The organism is uncultured Pontibacter sp. (genome assembly GCF_947499215.1).
In the GTDB taxonomy this organism is placed as follows: domain Bacteria; phylum Bacteroidota; class Bacteroidia; order Cytophagales; family Hymenobacteraceae; genus Pontibacter.
The window spans coordinates 1,091,097-1,108,361 of sequence record NZ_CANMNI010000001.1; the positions used below are offsets into that span (position 1 = coordinate 1,091,097).

General features: G+C 50.4%; 17 protein-coding genes and 3 tRNA genes. 11 read left to right on the forward strand and 9 right to left on the reverse strand.

The window, feature by feature from the left end; genetic code table 11:
- The first annotated feature begins 261 nt into the window (after nucleotides 1-261).
- Nucleotides 262-1,023 carry an ABC transporter ATP-binding protein gene (locus Q1A04_RS04745; RefSeq protein WP_299701922.1) on the forward strand — a complete coding sequence of 254 codons (762 nt, stop codon included), beginning with the start codon at nucleotides 262-264 and terminating at the stop codon, nucleotides 1,021-1,023.
- Nucleotides 1,024-1,106: 83 nt separating this feature from the next.
- The gene (locus Q1A04_RS04750) at nucleotides 1,107-2,465 is read left to right on the forward strand and encodes a hypothetical protein (protein WP_299701925.1); all 1,359 of its coding nucleotides are present in this window, start codon (nucleotides 1,107-1,109) and stop codon (nucleotides 2,463-2,465) included.
- Nucleotides 2,466-2,574: 109 nt separating this feature from the next.
- Here Q1A04_RS04750 and Q1A04_RS04755 read toward each other — a convergent pair.
- The 4 genes from Q1A04_RS04755 to Q1A04_RS04770 form a co-directional block, all read right to left on the reverse strand.
- Nucleotides 2,575-2,647, reverse strand: a tRNA-Lys gene (locus Q1A04_RS04755).
- A 251-nt stretch (nucleotides 2,648-2,898) separates the two neighbouring features.
- Nucleotides 2,899-3,513 carry a DUF4403 family protein gene (locus tag Q1A04_RS04760; protein WP_299701928.1) on the reverse strand — a complete coding sequence of 205 codons (615 nt, stop codon included), beginning with the start codon at nucleotides 3,511-3,513 and terminating at the stop codon, nucleotides 2,899-2,901.
- Between the two features lie 117 nt (nucleotides 3,514-3,630).
- Nucleotides 3,631-3,703 (reverse strand) — tRNA-Lys (locus Q1A04_RS04765).
- Between the two features lie 59 nt (nucleotides 3,704-3,762).
- Nucleotides 3,763-3,835 (reverse strand) — tRNA-Lys (locus Q1A04_RS04770).
- Nucleotides 3,836-3,950: 115 nt separating this feature from the next.
- Here Q1A04_RS04770 and Q1A04_RS04775 point away from each other — a divergent pair.
- Both Q1A04_RS04775 and Q1A04_RS04780 read left to right on the forward strand, forming a co-directional pair.
- Entirely contained in the window at nucleotides 3,951-4,640 is a 690-nt protein-coding gene (locus tag Q1A04_RS04775) for an SH3 domain-containing protein (RefSeq protein WP_299701931.1), read from the forward strand.
- 137 nt (nucleotides 4,641-4,777) lie between these two features.
- Nucleotides 4,778-6,055, forward strand: a complete 1,278-nt coding sequence (locus Q1A04_RS04780; protein WP_299701934.1) for a hypothetical protein — start codon at nucleotides 4,778-4,780, stop codon at nucleotides 6,053-6,055.
- Nucleotides 6,056-6,142: 87 nt separating this feature from the next.
- On the opposite strand, the gene Q1A04_RS04785 is transcribed toward Q1A04_RS04780, so the two are convergent.
- Entirely contained in the window at nucleotides 6,143-6,952 is an 810-nt protein-coding gene (locus Q1A04_RS04785; protein WP_299701936.1) for an SDR family oxidoreductase, read from the reverse strand.
- A 174-nt stretch (nucleotides 6,953-7,126) separates the two neighbouring features.
- Between Q1A04_RS04785 and thiL the strand changes: the two genes are divergently transcribed.
- On the forward strand, nucleotides 7,127-8,152 hold the full coding sequence (thiL, locus tag Q1A04_RS04790; RefSeq protein WP_299701939.1) for a thiamine-phosphate kinase: 1,026 nt from the start codon (nucleotides 7,127-7,129) through the stop codon (nucleotides 8,150-8,152).
- 66 nt (nucleotides 8,153-8,218) lie between these two features.
- On the opposite strand, the gene Q1A04_RS04795 is transcribed toward thiL, so the two are convergent.
- Both Q1A04_RS04795 and rlmD read right to left on the reverse strand, forming a co-directional pair.
- Nucleotides 8,219-8,590 carry a hypothetical protein gene (locus Q1A04_RS04795; protein WP_299701942.1) on the reverse strand — a complete coding sequence of 124 codons (372 nt, stop codon included), beginning with the start codon at nucleotides 8,588-8,590 and terminating at the stop codon, nucleotides 8,219-8,221.
- 6 nt (nucleotides 8,591-8,596) lie between these two features.
- Nucleotides 8,597-10,009, reverse strand: coding sequence for a 23S rRNA (uracil(1939)-C(5))-methyltransferase RlmD (rlmD, locus tag Q1A04_RS04800; protein ID WP_299701945.1), 1,413 nt, complete (start codon nucleotides 10,007-10,009; stop codon nucleotides 8,597-8,599).
- Between the two features lie 276 nt (nucleotides 10,010-10,285).
- Between rlmD and Q1A04_RS04805 the strand changes: the two genes are divergently transcribed.
- The 5 genes from Q1A04_RS04805 to Q1A04_RS04825 all read left to right on the forward strand — a co-directional run bounded on the left by Q1A04_RS04805 (nucleotide 10,286) and on the right by Q1A04_RS04825 (nucleotide 13,584).
- Nucleotides 10,286-10,972 (forward strand): hypothetical protein, encoded by a 687-nt coding sequence (locus Q1A04_RS04805; protein ID WP_299701948.1) that lies wholly within the window; start codon nucleotides 10,286-10,288, stop codon nucleotides 10,970-10,972.
- Nucleotides 10,973-11,045: 73 nt separating this feature from the next.
- Nucleotides 11,046-11,837, forward strand: a complete 792-nt coding sequence (locus Q1A04_RS04810) for a hypothetical protein (protein ID WP_299701950.1) — start codon at nucleotides 11,046-11,048, stop codon at nucleotides 11,835-11,837.
- A 139-nt stretch (nucleotides 11,838-11,976) separates the two neighbouring features.
- Nucleotides 11,977-12,441 (forward strand): META domain-containing protein, encoded by a 465-nt coding sequence (locus tag Q1A04_RS04815; protein WP_299701953.1) that lies wholly within the window; start codon nucleotides 11,977-11,979, stop codon nucleotides 12,439-12,441.
- Between the two features lie 98 nt (nucleotides 12,442-12,539).
- Complete coding sequence (locus Q1A04_RS04820; protein ID WP_299701956.1) at nucleotides 12,540-13,073, forward strand: YceI family protein; 534 nt, start codon at nucleotides 12,540-12,542, stop codon at nucleotides 13,071-13,073.
- A gap of 229 nt (nucleotides 13,074-13,302) precedes the next feature.
- Nucleotides 13,303-13,584, forward strand: coding sequence for a hypothetical protein (locus tag Q1A04_RS04825; RefSeq protein ID WP_299701960.1), 282 nt, complete (start codon nucleotides 13,303-13,305; stop codon nucleotides 13,582-13,584).
- A gap of 76 nt (nucleotides 13,585-13,660) precedes the next feature.
- Here Q1A04_RS04825 and Q1A04_RS04830 read toward each other — a convergent pair whose 3' ends face one another.
- Both Q1A04_RS04830 and glgX read right to left on the reverse strand, forming a co-directional pair.
- Complete coding sequence (locus Q1A04_RS04830) at nucleotides 13,661-13,942, reverse strand: GNAT family N-acetyltransferase (RefSeq protein ID WP_299701963.1); 282 nt, start codon at nucleotides 13,940-13,942, stop codon at nucleotides 13,661-13,663.
- Nucleotides 13,943-13,970: 28 nt separating this feature from the next.
- Entirely contained in the window at nucleotides 13,971-16,115 is a 2,145-nt protein-coding gene (gene glgX, locus Q1A04_RS04835; RefSeq protein ID WP_299701966.1) for a glycogen debranching protein GlgX, read from the reverse strand.
- 175 nt (nucleotides 16,116-16,290) lie between these two features.
- Here glgX and Q1A04_RS04840 point away from each other — a divergent pair, with 175 nt between their 5' ends.
- A complete protein-coding gene (locus tag Q1A04_RS04840; RefSeq protein WP_299701968.1) occupies nucleotides 16,291-17,247 on the forward strand; it encodes a CvpA family protein in 957 nt (318 codons plus the stop codon).
- Nucleotides 17,248-17,265: the final 18 nt, after the last annotated feature.

Sequence of the window (17,265 nt, forward strand, 5' to 3'; positions counted from 1 at the left end):
ATAGCTGAGGTAACTATTTGTATTAAATGCACTTATCAAGTCGGCAATTAAAAAATTGTACTTATATGGCAGGTTGCAGAAACCTTATGCATAGCTACTATTGTTGCCTATAACAATAACAGGAACATAAGAATTATCGGTCACAGTCTGCAGTATGCTTAACAATCATGGCATTATGTTTGGACTATTCCGAGCGCATCGCTAACTTTATACCTGATTATTAAATAGTTATATAACTATATTTTAGCCGAAGAACGAATTATGAGCATCGAGATAAAGGGACTATCCAAAGCGTATGGCCGCAAGAACGTGCTGCAGTCGCTTGACATGACAATAGAACAGGGTCAGTGCTATTGCCTTTTGGGAAAAAACGGAGTGGGTAAAAGCACTTTCCTCAACAGCATTCTCGATCTCATTAAACCTGATGAAGGCTCCATCACCCTTTTCGGCAAAGACTACCTTACGGACAGCCTTGAGGTAAAGCAGGACCTAGGCGCTCTTTGCGAAGACAATCCTTTAATTGAGGAATTCACCGGTCTGGAGTATCTCAACTTCGTAGCGAAGCTTTATAAGTTGCCTGAGGCGGAAGCACAGCAGCGCATCAGCAGTCTAACCAACTATTTCTTTACCGATAGAGAGTCGCTGCACAAGAACATCGCGGGCTACTCTACCGGCATGAAAAAGAAAGTAGGCATTGTAGCCGCCATCCTGCACAAGCCTCGTGTTTTGATCCTTGATGAGCCTTTTACGGGCCTTGACCCGATCGCGGCGCAACTGCTCGTGAAGCTGATTCGCAATTACAGCACGCCAAACCGGGTGGTGCTGATCTCTTCGCATGACTTGAATTATGTGGAGCGCGTTGCCACGCACATCGGCGTGCTCAACGATGGCCAGTTAATGTACAACGGCACGGTGCAGGAGTTCACCATGAACGGCGAGGCCCTGATCGATCAGGCGCTCTTCCAGCTGCTACTCCCTCACCATACCTCCGCCGACGCCGACATAGACTGGATGTTGAATTAGTTAGAGCGTTTTAGAGTTTAGGAGTTCAAGATTCAAGAGCACTCTTAAACCCCCTCAACCCTCAAACTCCTAAACTCATTTAAATGGACCTAATCCTATATTCTTGCAAGGCGAGACTGAACAGCTATTTCCGACAGAAGAAGCTGCAGCGTGTGCTGTTGCTGGCGTTGGGAATCGTGCTGTCGGGTTTCTATGCATGGCTGTTCACTTATTTGTTGCAGCAGGCTCGTGAGGGTGGCTTGAATATGGACGTGAGCGAGATGCTAGGATATACCAACCTGCTCCTGCTCGCCTTTACCATACTGCGCGGCTTTTTCCCGGCCTATATCCCAAAAGCCGACTTTATCAACCGCATCTACCCCATCAAACCGCTAAAGCGCTTCTCAACGGAGCTAGTAGTGGAACTGGTGTCGCCCTTCTATTTCGTGCTGCTCAATTTCCTGTTGCTGCTTTTCATGATGTCGCCGGATTATACCTTCCTGCATTTCATACAAAGCTTTCTGGTATTCCTGACGGCCCATATCACAAGGCGTTCGCTACAGATCTTTATCGAGCGGCGGATTAACTGGCGTAGTTTTATGTTTTGGGGAGCGGTAGTTATGACAGGGGCCTTTATAGCTTTAGAAGCCCGTGCACCCATGTTTGAACCGGTTAATTCGGTTATGATGCTGGTTGTGCACTTTGTATCTCTGTCAGCTTTCCTGATAGCAAATTACCTGCTCGAGCAAGCCGCTTATGAACCGAAGCGCCGCACCGTTAACTACAGCAGCGACGCTCGCCGCAGCCTTGGCTGGCGCCTGTTCAAGAACCATAAAATGGCCAAGCAACTCCTGCTCTTCGGATTGGGCTTTAAGGTGCTTATGCTAGGTATAGATGCCACCGTATACATGGCCAAGGGCGTGCACATGTTCGACAAGAATATGTCGCTGTGGCTGTTCGTGGGCCCACTCGTAATCTATACCTATGTGTTCAACAATGTGTGGGGCTTCTACAAGAACCTCTGGCTGACGACCGAGCGGGCCACCGGCGACTATAAGACTTTTCTGAAAGCGAGTCTGATGCCGCTGCGCATGCCGCTCCTGATTGATGCCGCCATCGTGGTGCTTTATGTGGCTTTCTTTAACCACGAGCAGGCTACCTTTATACTACTTATGTACAGCGGTGCGGTTATGGTACTCACTCCGATCGGAATCATTGCTTCGTTTACGAGTCCGAAGATGGTAAAGGGCGGTATTCTGAGTTTCAGCGCCAAGACCTCGTATCTGTATAGCTTTATCTCGATTCTACTATTAGGCCTGCTGTTTCTGCCACTTCTGCACCCGATGCTGTACATGGTATACCCGGTGGTAATTGCCCTGACACTGTTTGCGATGGTGGCTGTGCTGCAGGAGTACAAGCACTATAAGTACAAGCTGTTCGAAACACTCTATAAGACTGAGTAACAGGTCTGCGTCACTAGTGGTAAAGTCCTTGAGGGGCTGTTAGAATTCAATCAAAGACTAAAAAAGAAAGAGGCTGTTTACTTGCGTAAACAGCCTCTTTCTTTTTTAGTGATCCCGCTGGGATTCGAACCCAGGACCCATACATTAAAAGTGTATTGCTCTACCAGCTGAGCTACAGAATCAATTATATTATACCCGTGATGGGAGTGCAAAAGTAGTGGTTTTTCTATTAATCACAAAACCATGTTGGAATATACACGCTACTACCGGTATCTGATTAAAACGCCACAACACATTTTTGGTTTAAAAACCCTAAGCATCAGCGCTCTAGCAACAGGTATAGAATTTCGTGAACTACAAAAGAAAATAGTTACTCCCAGTCTTATTCGTCTGCTGCTTTAAAGAAAAAGGCCTGCTCACTAAAGATTGCTAGCTAAGCGGGCATCAGCTCACTCAGATCCAACACCTCCACTTCTACGTTTGCCTGCGCTTCCAACTTGAGTAACATCCGATTCTGTTTGGGGGTGATGTCCTGCACGCGCACTTCCTCTACCGCGCCCAACAGCTTAAGCCCTTTCAGCTCAAGTCCCTTTTCCAATAGGCCGTTGGCCTTTGTCAGTTCCCGCTCTATTATTTCCTGCAGGTTGACTCTCGCTTTTTGTATGATCTGGTTGTAGGCCACTCTATTTACGAGCACCTCTAAGGAGGAATTGTAAAAGCTGCTGGAAGTCTGGGACTGCATGTTGAACTTCCGAACAAACACCTGTTGTGTGGCATTGTCGTATCCCGGTGTGGCCTGTACATACAACTCCACGTTGTCCCGTTTCAGGATGGTGCGCAGTATGCGGATTCTTACTTTCAAGAAGATGTCACCGGCGCCCGAGCTGCTGCCCGCCAGCCCGACATCCAGTATCTGGGCGTATGGAGAAGCCTCACTGTCCTCTGTAGGTTTGGGAATAAACTCTCCTACCAGTTGCTTCTTCAGTACACCTTCTAGGGCGGAATAGGAAATGGATACAGGTACTTGAATCTTGACAAAGTTTTCCATGGATAAACTTTAGATATGCTTTGGCATATATAAACCTGAAACTGTGCGAAGAGTTACAGACTTACCACTAGTAGAAATAAAAAAAGCCCCAAACACAGGTTTGAGGCTTTCTATTTGTGATCCCGCTGGGATTCGAACCCAGGACCCATACATTAAAAGTGTATTGCTCTACCAGCTGAGCTACAGAATCGGTACTATTTTGTTAGTTGGTAAAAAAACCTCTCTACCTAAATAGAGAGGTTTTACTTGTGATCCCGCTGGGATTCGAACCCAGGACCCATACATTAAAAGTGTATTGCTCTACCAGCTGAGCTACAGAATCTTTTTACTAACTTGCATTCCCAAGGGCGTTTCCCTTAATTGCGTTGCAAAAGTAATAGCTATCTGTTTAAATGCAAAATCTTTGGTTCAAAATATCTGGTTTTTTGCTCCTTTTTTTGGCGCTGAACACCGAACCAGTTTATAGTCAGCCAGATACTAAAACCCTTTCTCAGGCCGATTCACTGTTCAACAGCCAACAATACACCGAGGCCTTTGTGCTCTACGATTCTTTGCTGCAGCAGCAACTCTACTCTCCGCAGATGCTCCTCAAAATGGCTTATATACGGGAGAGTCTCCGTGACTATACCGGTGCCATGTACTACCTGCATCTGTTCTACAAAAAGCAACCAAGCCGTTCTGTGCTTAAAAAGATGGAAGAACTGGGCCAGACGCACCGCCTGAATGGGTATGAATACAACGACCTGCAGTTCTTTAAAACACAATTCAGCAAGCACTACATGCGCATACTGGAGCTTATGCTCTTAGCCGCCGTGGTCACTGTAACGGTCATGTTCGTGAGCTGGCGTAAGGGCCACCGCTTTAGCCGGGCATTCAAGACCGGCTTTGTGCTATACCTCCTTTTCATCCTCTATTATATCAACTTCCTCAACCTAGGCGATGAGGGCATCATCCGAAACGACCAAGTGGCGATCATGTCGGCGCCGTCAGCCGGGGCCACATGGCTGGCAACCGTCTCACAAGGACATAAAGTGCCCATCATAGGCGAACAGGATATTTGGTACGAGATCCGCTGGAAAGGCCAGAAAGCCTATGTTCGCAAGCATAATTTGCTTGAACTGCCCTAGCATTACTCATTTTAGGCACTGACGCACTTCCTCTTAATTAGGCAGCAGGATATTTTTTTTATTAAATGCAGACAAGTATATAATTTTCAATATATTTATCAGCTTTATTAAATTATATCCATTCATCTTGCCTTTATATGAAAACAATCTTAAGTCTCGTACTTGCCCTCCTAATGGCAAACGTATGCCTTGCCCAATCCCCAACAACTAAAATTGACAACCTCCGGGTATTTATAGACTGCCAAGCCTACTGCGACACCGACTATATTAAGCGCGAGATCACCTTTGTGGATTATGTGAATGATCGATTTCAGGCCAATGTCTATATTCTGATTACCTCTCAGTCCACTGGAAGCGGAGGCCGTGAGTATAAGCTCCAGTTCGAGGGGCAGGAGAAATTTGCCGGAATGATTGAGACCAAGTCATACCTGAGACAGGCTGTCGCTACGGATGATGAGGACCGCAAAGAGGCTGTTGCAAAGATAAAACTGGGCCTCATGCCTTACCTACTCAAAACGGAGAAGGCAAAGGACATGATCATTTCCTTTAAAGACGCTAACAGCGATGCCCCCGAGATTGCCACCACCCCTGCTGAGGACCCTTGGAATTTCTGGGTGTTCAACCTCAATTTGCGTGGCCATTTCAGCGGAGACAGAAACTACTCCAGCAACAGCCTGAACGGGGGCATAAGCGCCAACAGAGTAACAGACAAACTGAAGACCAGCTTCTCCATAAACGCAAATGAGAACAACAACCGGTTTGGGGAGGGCGATGAGATGTTCACGTATACCAACAGGCGCTATAGCGCTAGCAACACCACGGTATGGTCTATCACCAACCATTTGTCAGCTGGTGGCTATGTCAGTGCCCAGAAGTCCGATTACAGCAACTACGACCTAGACCTAGCTGTAACCCCTGCTATTGAGTACAATTTCTTCCCCTACTCCGAGTCCAATAACCGCTATGTAGGCCTCATGTACAAGGTCGGTCCACGCTATTTAAACTACATAGAGGAAACCATTTTTTCTCAGATGAAGGAGTTCAGATTTCAGGAGAGCCTGTCACTGGACGTGAGCTTTAATCAGAAATGGGGGCAGATCAGCGGCTCGACTTCTTTCAGCCATTACTTCCACGACTTCTCCAAGAAGCGGCTTTCCTTTTCAGGCTACGGGGATATCCGCCTTTTCAAAGGCTTCTCCTTTAATGTGGGCGGCTATTATGCCATACAGCGGGACCAGCTGAACATTATAAAAGGTACAGTCTCTGACCAAGATTTGCTAACCAGAAGGCGCCAACTGGACTCCAACTATGACTTCTTTTTCAACTTTGGAATCCGGTACCGGTTCGGCTCTCTTTTCAACAACGTCGTAAATCCAAGATTTGACGGCGGCGGTGGCATGATGTATTTCTACTAACACTAACCTCTACTAATACTTACCACATAAAAAGAGCGGTCCGTCTCCCTAAGGCGGACCGCTCTTTTTTCTACTGTTCAGCAATTATTATTTCTTCAAAGGCGAGTCCTTCTCTTTCGCCATCACATTGTACACCAGTTTATCGGCCAAGCTCGGGAAGAGTTTGTTGATCCAAACGGCCATCTTGCCTTGGGTGGTCATCACGAGGTCGCGTTTGCGCTTGATGGTGGCTTGCAGAATGCGGTCGGCCACTTCTTCGGCGCTCATCATTTTTTGCTCATCGCGCGGGGTTTCGCCTTGTTGCTGCCCGTCAGCGGCGAGGGCGGTGTTGCGGATATTGGAGGCCGTAAAACCCGGGCAGGCGATCAGCACGTGCACGCCGGAATGCAGCAACTCCGTGCGCAAGGTCTCTAGGAAACCGTGCATCGCAAACTTAGAAGCCGAGTACCCCGTGCGGGCCGGCAGACCACGGTATCCGGCAATAGAAGAAATACCGATGATGGAGCCTTTGGCCGCCTGTATGTAGGGCAGGGCAAACTTGGTGCTGTACACCGTGCCCCAGAAATTGATGTCCATTACCTTGCGCAGCACGTCCAGATCGAGATCCGCAAAAAGCGCGCGCATGGAAATGCCTGCATTGTTGATGAGGATGTCCAGTTTCCCGTACTTGGCTACCGTCTCGGCTACCATGCGCTCGCAATCGGCCTCCACACTCACGTCAGCGTTAACAGCGAGGTTATCTATACCTGCCGCTGTCAGCTCTTGCGCCGTTTGGTCGAGGTTCTGTTGGTTGCGGCCGGAGTAGGCCACCTTCGCCCCTGCCCCGCCAAAGGCAAAGGCCAGCGCCTTACCTATACCGGATGTGCCGCCGGTTATCAGCACTACTTTATTTTTCATTTGAGTCAATTCAGATTATAAGGACTTAATTTCTTTCGTCCTTTCTCCCATCATCAAGAGTTAGCTACAAAACTACTATTTCTGAGGCAAATATTGTTTATGAATGTCGGTGATAGGTGGATTACGCCTATACCTTATAAATTGCGTACCTTTGCAGGTATAATTGAGAAAAACATGAGTGACTATACCCCATTAAGCGAAGTAGGCGAGTTTGGCCTCATCAAGCGACTAAAGGACAAAATAGAATTGCGCCAGCCTTCCACCATCACAGGCATCGGTGACGACGCGGCCATACTGGAGCCGGGCGAAAAGCAGATTGTAGTGACCAGCGACATGCTGCTCGAAGGCGTGCATTTCGACCTCACCTTCTGCCCTCTCAAGCACTTGGGTTACAAGGCGGTTGCCGTGAATGTGTCGGATATTGCGGCTATGTTTGCCAAGCCGACACAGATCACGGTTAACATCGCGCTGGGTGCCAAGTACACCGTGGAGGCAGTAGAGGAACTGTACGAAGGCATGCGCCTTGCCTGTGAGAACTACAACGTAGACCTAGTGGGCGGCGACACCACCTCTTCCCGCACTGGACTAGTGATCAGCATTACCGCGATTGGCGAAGTGGCTAAAGGCGAAGCAGTGCTGCGCAGCGGTGCCAAAGAAAACGACCTGATCTGTGTGACCGGAGACCTCGGTGCGGCATACCTCGGTCTGCAGATTCTGGAGCGCGAGAAACAGGCTTTTATGGCCGACCCGGAAATGCAGCCGCATCTGGAGAACAAGCAGTATATTGTGGGTCGTCAGCTGCGCCCAGAGGCACGCATGGATGTAATCCACGACATGAAGGAGCGCGACATCAAGCCGACTTCCATGATCGACGTGTCAGACGGACTGGCATCGGAGTTGTTCCATATCTGCGCTCAGTCAGGCGTGGGAGCCACTATCTACAAAGACAACCTGCCGGCAGACGAGCAAATGCTGGAGACGGCCATGGAGTTCAACCTCGACCCGATCACCTGCATCCTCAACGGCGGCGAGGACTACGAACTCCTGTTCACAGTGCCTATTTCAGATTACGACAAAGTAAAAAACCACCCGGATATCAGCATTATTGGCAAGATCACTGACAAGAGCGAAGGTATAAATCTAGCAAACAAACACGGGCAATCTTTCCCGTTGCAGGCACAGGGCTGGCAGCATTTTTAAGACAAACAAAAAAAGGAAAGCTTTACGGCTTTCCTTTTTTTGTTTTATGCTCTCGTGTATCTACAATCAATCCTCTGGGAATGGGATGAACACGAAGTTGGTGAAGTTCTCGCCATCCACTACAAACAGGCAGCAGAACTCATCCGGGTCTTTGTAAGCCGCGGCGAAGTCCTCTACTTTCTCCTCATCAACCAGTTTATGCTTAATGAAATCCTCCAAGTAAGAGGCGTAGATATTCCACTCCAATGCCAGTTCCTCCTTTGCCAGAAACAGCGAGCCGATTGGCACTTCTGTTCGGGAGAAAACGAAGATCGGGTACTTGGATATGTTGCGCTTGCGCACTTGGTAAGAAGCTTCGCGCAGCGTTTCGGCTACCACCACAAAGTCTTTTGAAATGGTGCCGAGGTATTTACCGTTTAATTCAGGATCGTTTTGCATACGCTTTTATTTAGCTGTTAACAGAACAATATTTTCTACGTGGTGCGTCTGCGGGAACATATCCACTGGCTGCACACGGGTAACGTCATATTTTTCAGAAAGCAACTCCAAGTCACGGGCCTGCGTGGCCGGGTTGCAGCTCACATACACAATGCGGTTGGCATGCACCTGCAGCAACTTGGCGACTACCTTCTCATCCATGCCGGCACGCGGCGGATCCGTGATCACCACATCCGGTCTGCCATGGCGCTCGATCAGCTCATCCGACAGAATGTCTTTCATGTCGCCGGCATAGAAGGTGGTGTTGGCGATATCGTTGATCTGCGAGTTGATTTTGGCATCTTCAATGGCGCTCGGCACATATTCTATCCCTATTACCTCTCGGCTCTGACGGGCCACAAAGTTAGCGATAGTACCGGCTCCGGTATAGAGGTCATATACCAGTTCATTTCCGGTCAGGCCCGCAAACTCGCGGGTCAGGCGGTATAGCTCGTACGCCTGATCGCCGTTGGTCTGGTAGAAGGACTTTGGCCCCACCCGGAAGCGTATACCTTCCATTTCTTCATGTATGTACGGCAGGCCTTTATAGCACACTACCTCCAAGTCGTGGAAAGTCTCGTTGCCTTTGCCATTCACGATATACTGTAGCGAGGTGATTTCTGGGAAAGTAGTAGCCAGATGTTCCAGTAAACCTGTCAGGGCTTCCTCGTCCTCGTGGTATACCTGCACAATCACCATCAGTTCACCGGTATTGGCTGTCCGGATGATCAGGTTGCGCAACCAGCCGGTCATGCGCAGCTTGTCAAAAAACACCAGATTGTTAGCTCTTGCATAGTCGCGCACGGCCAGTCGGATGCTGTTGGACGGCTCTGGCTGCAGGTAGCAGTTCTGGATGTCGAGGATTTTGTCGAAGCGACCCGGCATGTGGAAGCCCAGTGCCCGGCGCTCGTGCTCCTCCCCTGACTTGATCTGTTCGTTGGTCAGCCAGCCGTAGTTGGAGAAAGTGAACTCCAGTTTGTTGCGGTAGAACTTGTCTTTGGCTGAGCCCAGAATCGGGTCGAAAGGCGGAAGCGGCACTTTGCCAATGCGCTCAAGGTTATCCTGCACCTGCTTTTGCTTGTAATATAGCTGCGTGTCGTAGCCAATGTGCTGCCACTTGCAACCGCCGCAGGTTCCGAAGTGCTCACAGAAAGGCTGCACGCGCACCTCCGAGTAGGCGTGGAAATTCACCGCCTCGGCTTCCATAAAGCTCTTCTTTTTGCGGGTGATACGCAGGTCCACTACATCACCGGGGGCCACGCCGCCCACAAAAATCACCATGTTGTCATGACGGGCGAGGCACTTGCCTTCGGCCACCATCTCCTCTATTCTTATGTTTTCGAGTATCTCGAAATTGATCTTCTTCTTTTGCTTTCTCACAGTGCTGCAAAATTAGCTAAAATTCGGGAGATGTGAGAAGGAGGGTCGTATTATCCAACACACTGCTTACTTTTAAAAGGCGCTGCCCTCTTATACGCCAGCACGGACGTGGAGTCAAAACGTCGTGTTATTCAAAGAAGTGATGCTTTTTATGGAGGTTAACAGCGATTGCATACCTGTCTGGTATACTGGCACTGTTTGCTTTTGCGATACCTTGCGCTTGCTTGTTCCTTATTTGCGTATAGGCTATATCGACAAATTACAGGGAGGAGTCTTATGAAAATTATTTCGCTTGCATTACAGACAAGCCAGCCCGAGAAGCTGAAGGCTTTTTACACGCAAACGATGGGGCTGCCTCCACTAGCTGAGGCGGAAAACCAGTTCAGCGTACAGGCAGGCTTCAGCACCATCACATTCAGCACAGTGCCCGAAAGAGCAGAAGGTCCATATCACTTTGCCCTCAACATACCCAGCAACAGAATCAGGGCGGCGGCGGAGTGGCTGCAGGATCGAGTGGCCTTTCTACACGCTCCGGGCGCGACCAGTCCGATAGTGCAGCACGAAAATTGGGAGGCTTATGCGCTCTACTTCTACGATCCTGATTTCAATATTGTAGAACTCATTGCGCACAAAGCCACACCAGAAAGCCACGCACCATTTGGACCAGAACAGCTAATAGGTCTGGCAGAGGTTGGTTTACCAGTGACCGATGTCGCGGGCTTTAGTCGTGAGCTCCGTGAGCAGCTAGAACTGCCCCGCTGGAAATCGGCCACTACTCTGTTTGAGGCCATTGGCAACGAAGAGGGCATGTTCATTGTGGTTCAGGAGCAGCGCCCTTGGTTTCCGACACAGAATCTGGCCATGGCATTGCCTACCCGGGTGGAGGTGCAAACGGCTGGCACGGCCACGGTACAGCATGGTCCTTTTCTAATTGCGTCTGTAAGGGCCACTAACAAAGTATAGCCGGCCAAGGGAACACTGCCGGCTAAAGCCCGTTTAAAAAGCATAGTTGATCATCAACCCAAAAAACAAAACTATGAGAAACGACGAGCAAAATTTCGACAGAGACTACCGTAACCGGAGCCAGCGTTCCGGCCACAGGGATAACCTATCAAACTACCAGAGCCGCTACGAGGACAAAGGCAATTACTACGGTATGCCAGACCAAGGGCATGAGTACCGCAATGTAAGCAGCCGGAACCAAGACGAGCGCCGCACGCAAGGCCGCATGCACCAGAACGAGTGGGGCGGCAATGCAGACTATAACCGTGGCAGCCAAAGCAGCTCACAGGACGACCACTACCGCTACGGCGACCCAAACCCCTACATGAATTACCAGCGCCAAGGCGGCTATGAACGTGAACGCGGCACCGGCTGGCGCAGCGAAGGCGTGGACCATGGCAACCGCCGCTACGAACGTCAGGAGAACAGCTACCGCCAGACCGGCCACGGCCGCCGCTTTGACCAGTACGGTCGCGACGAAGAGTATAACTACGCACATGGCCGTCAGGACGGTCGACGCAGCGTAGATGATCCCGAAAGCCTCGACGACCGCTACTACGACCGCGGTGAGCACTCGCGCAGCAGCAGCGAGAACGACTATGGCCGGCAGTATGGCAGCAACTACGACCACCGCAACCGTGACCGCCAAGGCCGCAACGACAACTATGAGTCGCGCAGCTACCGCGACAAGAGCGAATTTGACCGCCGCAGCGACGAATCGCCTAGCCGCAGCCCAAGAGGGTACGGCTACCGCTCAGGCCCTGACTACTCGGCCAGCTCCCCTATCACCAATTACGGACCGGGGGTTCGCGGCTACCAGAAATAAAGCTTAAAACGAAGTCCACCACCCGGTGGACTTCCTGCTTTTCATGCAACATGTTTATCTTATCCTAGCTGTTTGCGTAAAAAGCATCTCAGCCCCTGCGCATCGTTCCAGTAGGGCTTATACTTAAAAATTATGCTGTATGAATAAAATGTTACGCCTTTCCTTTCTTACCATTCTACCCTTCTTGCTCGCTGCGTGCGGTTACGTCCGCGAAAAAAACCAACAGTTCGGCGAGGGCGATACTGTATTGCAGGGCTCCTACTGGATGCTGCTCTCCCTGCAGGACCAACAGTTCAAGGATAACCCGGAGACACGAACGGCCTACCTTCGATTTGAGGAGGGCAGCGATGACCTGAAAGGCTTTACCGGATGCAACCGTCTAATGGGCAAGTACCGCCTGAGCAATGGCTCCATTCAGCTTACCAACCTAAGTTCCAGCCGTGCGATGTGCCCTATCATAGAGCAGGAAAACATGCTGATGGATGTACTGGCTAAAACAGACACTTACAGAATTTCCGGTGAGGTGCTTACCCTTTATGCCCAGAATGAGGCTGTGGCTACCTTTCGAGCTGGAGCCGAACCGACGATTCCCGACACCCGCTAAACAAACCCAAACCAGACCATAACCATCTTGCCTGTGTTGCAGTATGCTTAAGACACTGGTACTTATATATATTTTCGTTCAAATAATCTACCTATACTATGGCAACAACTAAATGGATCTCAGACCCGGCGCACAGCGAAGTGCAGTTTAAAGTAAAACACCTGATGATCACCACCGTGACAGGGTATTTTCACAAATTTAATGTGGAGGTAGAAACTGATGGCGAAGATTTTCATACTGCCAGAAGCATTGTATTTACCGCGGATGTAGACTCTATCGGCACCAACAACGAGCAGCGGGACACCCACCTAAAGTCAGCTGATTTCTTTGATGCCGACAACCATTCCGAAATCAGGTTTGAAGGGAAAGGATACGAAGAGCTGAAACCCGGATTCGAGAAGCTGAATGGCGAACTGACCATACGCGGAACTACCCGCCCGATTACGCTGGATGTGGAGCACCATGGCACTGTGGTTGACCCCTACGGCCAGACCAAGGCTGGCTTTAGCGTAGACGGCAAGATCAAACGCAAAGAGTTTGGACTGATGTGGGACGCCGTAACCGAAGCCGGCAGTGTGGTGGTGAGCGACGAGATAAGAGTGCACTGTGAAATACAGTTGGTAAAACAATAAACCAAACGCTCCTATCGCACAAAATAGGTACTGTAGGAGCGTTTGCTATACCTGCAGGTCGCACCCCCCACATTTACGCTGCTTGAACTCCGTTCGCTCTGCCGCTTATGCCACGGCCCAGCGCTTCTGCCGGTTTCCGACCGCGCCGGCTACCTGACTCGAAATTTGAACCGGGCCCTGTTCGGAAAATCATCAGGCATGCCTGTTTGCATGAAATCCTCCTATTGTTATGCAAAAGAAAAGCGCCAGAAAAGCTATAAAAAACACGTTGCAGATCGACCTGAGTGAAAAAGCATCTCAGGAGCTATACCTGAACATCTGCAATTTTCTGCTTCATAAAGACGACAAGTGCTATATCAGCGTGATCAGGTATAAGTATCTATTATTGTGCGGCGAAATCAGTACGGCAGTAAGCGACTATTTGGTAATGGAGCAGCTTATTGAGAAGATGCAGTCGAAACACTCCCTTGTACTGTCCTCCCTTACCTACATTGCTCGCTATAAATCCTAAAAGAGGTATGGCCCGCCAAATAATAAGCGAGCCATACCTCTTTTTTAGATTTCCTGATCAACTATATTACTGAGGGTTACTCCTTCAGTAGCTTCTGATAGTTGGGATTCTTATGAATGAACTTCTTTACAACAGGGCAAGTGGCGATCACCTTTTTGCCATTCTCCTCGGCATAGCACAGCCCTTCTTCTATCAGTTTATTGGCCACGCCTTTGCCCCGTGCCGACTCCGGCACAAAGGTATGCGTAAAATCCAGCACCTCTTCTGAAGGAGTGGCATAGGCCAACTCGGCATCCTCCTCTCCCATATTGGCAGTAAACTGTTGGTATTCCTTATCGTGCTTTATATTCACTTCCATGATGTTCAAAATATAGTTTAGTTAATAATTAGCCTCCGACCAGCTGCCCTACGGAATGGTGCAACACCACCACCGAGCGACTTCCAATTCGAATGGTATCACCGTCGCTGAGAGAAGTGCTCTCATCACTCACTTCATAACTGTGCGTATCGAGTATTTTAGTCCACTGGGTGCCATACTTGGCATCCGGCAAGGTATAGTCGAGGTCCTCATGGTGCGCATTGAAGATAACGTAGAAACTGTCGTCGATGATCTGTTCGCCCTTGGGACCGACTGAGTGCAGACCGCGTCCGTTCAGGAAAACAGCCAGCGACTTGGCGTAATCATGGTTCCAGTGCTCGTCATCCATTTCAGTGCCGTCGGGTAAGAACCAGTTGATGTCCTCGACGCCCACCCCCTTGATAGGCTGCCCCTGAAACCAGCGTCGGCGGCAAAATACCGGATGATTGAGGCGAAGTGCGATCAGCTTCTGCGTAAATGCCAGCAAGTCCTTGTCGGCTGTCAGCCAGTTAATCCACGATATTTCATTGTCTTGGCAGTAGGCATTGTTGTTGCCCTGTTGCGTGCGGCTTATCTCATCGCCGGCGACAAGCATCGGCACCCCCTGCGACAAGAACAGCGTGGTCAGGAAGTTTCGTTTCTGGCGTTGCCGCAGTTCGTTTACCTCTTCATTTTTAGTAGGCCCTTCGGCGCCGCAGTTCCAAGAGCGGTTGTGATCGTCTCCATCGTTATTGTCCTCGCCATTGGCCTCGTTGTGCTTCTCATTATACGACACCAGATCGTGCAGCGTGAATCCGTCGTGGGCCGTGATAAAGTTGATGCTGGCCGTCGGTCGGCGCCAGTCGTCGCGGTAAAGGTCGGAACTGCCCGTGAAGCGCTCGGCAAACTCACCCAACATACTGTCGGCCCCACGCCAGTAGTCGCGTATGCAGTCGCGGTACTTGCCGTTCCACTCGGCCCAGCCCGGCGGGAACTTGCCCACCAAGTAGCCGCCCTCGCCAATGTCCCAAGGCTCGGCTATGAGTTTGACCTGCGAGATAACCGGGTCTTGGTGAATGATGTCGAAGAAGGAGCCCAGCCGGTCCACCTCGTGCAGTTCGCGGGCCAGCGTGGCAGCCAAGTCGAAGCGGAAACCGTCGATGTGCATTTCCAGAATCCAGTAGCGCAGGCTGTCCATGATCAGACGCAGCACGGGCGGCATCATGGCATTGAGCGTGTTGCCTGTACCGGTATAATCCATGTAGAAGCGCTTGTCCTCCTCCACCATGCGATAATAGGAGGAGTTGTCCACGCCGCGGAAAGAAAGTGTTGGCCCCATATGGTTTCCCTCGCCGGTGTGGTTGTATACCACATCAAGAATCACCTCTATACCTGCTTTATGGAGTTCCTTCACCATGTTCTTAAACTCCACCACCTGTTCACCCAGATTTCCACTACTGGAGTAGCGCACATCCGGTGCAAAAAAACCGATGGAGTTATAGCCCCAGTAGTTCGTCAATCCTTGGTCAGCCAAGTGGCGGTCGGTGATGAAGTGGTGTACCGGCATCAGTTCGATGGCGGTGATGCCCAGCTCTTGGAGATACTTAATGGTAACCGGGTGTGCGATGGCCGCATACGAACCACGAATCTCCTCTGGTATATCGGGATGGAGCTTGGTTAGACCTTTGACATGTGCCTCATAAATAACGGATTTATGGTACGGAATCTTTGGTTGTTTCACCCCCTCCCAGTCGTAGTTGGGGTCCACGACCACACTACAAGGTATAAAGGGCGCACTGTCGAGGGTACTCATCTTCAGGTCTTCTTCCGGGTGGCCCACTTCGTAGCCAAACATGGAATCGTGCCAGTTGATAGTGCCCGATACAGCCTTCGCGTAGGGGTCGATCAGCAACTTGTTTGGATTGAAGCGATGGCCGTTTTGCGGGTCGTACGGTCCGTAAACCCGAAAGCCATAGAGTTGCCCGGGCTTGATCTCGGGCAGGTACACGTGCCATATCTGGTGGGTACGCTCCGTCATTTTTACTTTCACCGACTCTGTTTCGTCTTCGGTCGTGTTGAAAAGGCACAGTTCCACGCCAGTGGCGTTGTCGGCGTACAGGGCGAAGTTCACCCCTTCGCCATCCCATGTGGCTCCTAACGGATAGGGGCTGCCGGGATATACAGCAATATTCATAAAATTCTAATCTTTGCGTTATCTAGATTCCCAATTGGGACTCTTCCGTCTACGCAGAAAACCGGCTAAGAGTCATAATGCACCCTCTTTAGATGCAAATGGCCAACAAAGCTTTGATTTGCACTGTTTAATCTTTATTTTAGACTTAGACGTAAAGCCCTATACCTGAAACGGAATGAACGTGCTTGACCTTCTCCTCATCCTGATCGTGCTTTTCAGTGCCTACATGGGTTGGCGGCGCGGCTTTGCCTTCAGCCTGCTCGATCTCGTACGCTGGGTAGGCAGTTTGGTGCTGAGTTTCCGACTGTACCCCTCACTAGCTGACTGGCTGAGCAGGGCTACCGAATGGAACGTGTACTGGATTCCGCCTCTCTCCTTTTTCATCATTGCCATCCTCTCCAGCATGCTCATCCAGTTTATCGGCACGCTCATACTCGATCATTTTTCGGAGGAGATGCACGCACATCAAGTAAACAAGATTTTGGGAACACTGCCGGGCTTTGTGAGCGGCATCATCACCATCGCCATCATCTCAATTTTACTCCTGTCCTTTCCTTTTCCGGAGCGTTTCCAGAGCTTTGTGCAGGGCAGCAGTGTGGCCGACAGGTTTGGGGAGTATACCCATCTGGCCGAGGATGAGCTGGCACCCGTATTTGACAAGGCCGTGAAACGCACGCTCAACCGCCTCACCATTGCACCGGAGTCGGGCCAGTACATTGAGCTGCCTTTTACGGCGGATGACTATGTTCCTCAACCAGAATTGGAGGCGCGCATGTTGGAGTTATTGAACAAGGAGCGCATTGCCGAGGGTCTGCAGCCGCTTCAGGCCGATACCGCCCTGAGAACTGTCGCACGCCGGCACTCCGCCGATATGTTCACGCGGGGCTACTTTTCGCATGTCTCGCCCGAAGGCGCCAGTGCCGGAGACAGAATTCGCGCTGCTGCCATCCCTTTTCGCACGGCGGGTGAAAACTTGGCACTGGCCCCCTCGCTCAACATTGCCCACAGAGGGCTAATGGAGTCACCCGGGCACCGGGCGAACATCTTGCACGATCGTTTTGGAAGGGTGGGAATAGGGGTGCTGCAAAGTCGCCGCCACGGGCTCATGATCACGCAGAAATTCCGGAATTAACGTATACCTAAGGTAGAT